The sequence below is a fragment of the Rhodococcus sp. C26F genome (assembly GCF_053345925.1).
On the sequence record NZ_JBKFBA010000031.1, the window covers coordinates 73,079 to 73,828 of the forward strand.

General features: G+C 69.9%; 1 protein-coding gene. It reads right to left on the reverse strand.

Features of this window, described 5'->3' with window-relative positions; all coding sequences use genetic code 11:
• On the reverse strand, nt 1-750 hold a 750-nt coding region (locus ACLBYD_RS23560; protein WP_447818354.1), incomplete at both ends, for a carbohydrate kinase family protein.

A 750-nucleotide genomic window follows, 5' to 3' on the forward strand; every position in this document is an offset into this window, starting at 1 on the left:
GAGAACCGCGCCGATCTCGTCGGCGGCGGCGGTGCCGTAGGCGTCGGCGAGACGCTTGAGGGCGTCGGTGCGGTCGAAGCTCCACTCCTGCGTGCCGGTGGTCTCGAGGACGTGCACCGCGACCAGCGAGCCCAGCTGCGCGGCCCGTTCGATGCTCAGACCGGAGCGGTGTCCGAGCAGGAAGCCGGCGCGGAAGGCGTCGCCCACACCGGTGGGGTCGACCTTGGCGCGCTCGGGCACCACACCGACCTGCACCTGGTTGCCGTCGCGGTCGACGATCTTCGCACCGTCACCGCCGAGGGTGGTGATGCGCATGCCGACCTTCGCCTGCACCTCGTCCTCGGTGAGACCGGTCTTCTGCAGCAGCAGTCCCCACTCGTACTCGTTGGTGAACAGGTACTCGGCGCCGTCTATGAGCTGCTCGGCCTGCTGCCCGTCCAGGCGGGCGAGCTGCTGGGACGGGTCGGCGACGAACGGGACGCCGAGCCGGCGGCACTCCTCGGTGTGCCGGATCATCGCGTCGGGATCGTTCGCGCCGACGAGCACGAGGTCGACGCCGTGCTTGCTCACCACGTCGGCGATGGAGATCTCGCGGGCCTCCGACATCGCACCGGGGTAGAACGAGGCGATCTGCGCCATGTCCAGGTCGGTGGTGCACACGAAGCGGGCGGTGTGGGCGGTCTGCGAGATCCGCACCGACGAGCAGTCGACCCCGTGGTCCTCGAGCCAGGTGCGGTACTCGGTGAAGTC